1 protein-coding gene is annotated in these 615 nt (G+C 51.4%); it reads right to left on the reverse strand.

Going from position 1 to position 615, the window contains the following annotated elements; genetic code table 11:
- Positions 1–596 (reverse strand): reverse transcriptase domain-containing protein (locus tag ACQRD3_RS13565; RefSeq protein WP_427781748.1); only part of this gene is annotated, 596 nt, incomplete at its 3' end.
- Positions 597–615 lie beyond the last annotated feature (19 nt).

Consider the following 615-nt stretch of genomic DNA (forward strand, 5'->3'; position numbering starts at 1 on the left):
TGCTTGATCAGTTTGCTGTGGTTCACATTGTCAAAGAATCCTTTGATGTCAAACTCCAAAACATAGTGTAAATGCGCCCGTTGCAGCAGGGAGTAAGTACGGGAAATTGCGTGCTCCACTGACCGGTTCGGGCGGAACCCATAGCTGTTGTTGCTGAACTTTGCCTCACAGATGGGCTCCAGGATTTGTTTGATGCATTGCTGCACCAATCTGTCCCAGATGCAGGGGATACCCAGCGGCCTGGTTTTGCCGTTTGGCTTTGGAATGTCCTTCCGGCGCACTGGTTTGGGACGGTAGCCGTGTTCGCTGCCTGTGACGATTTTTCTGACCTTACCGATGACCTCAGCCGGTGGAAGCCGTCCAATGTCACCGATATTCTGCTTGTCTGTTCCTGCTGTGTAGCTGCCTGTGTTGGTCTTAATATTTCTGTAGGCCAGCATGATGTTGTCCGGGCTTAATACCAGTTCCATCAGGCCGGTGAAAGTTTCTCCGGCCTTGCTTTTGGCGTACAGTTCGTCAGATGTCCGCTGCATTCCGTAATACTCGGCGTGCCGCTGGGCGTCCATACACAGGACTTTTTTCCTTTCTTTTGGCATAAGGCATCACCTCCAGTTT

Source organism: Candidatus Pseudoscillospira sp. SGI.172, from assembly GCF_050313575.1.
In the GTDB taxonomy this organism is placed as follows: Bacteria; Bacillota; Clostridia; order Oscillospirales; family Oscillospiraceae; genus Vermiculatibacterium.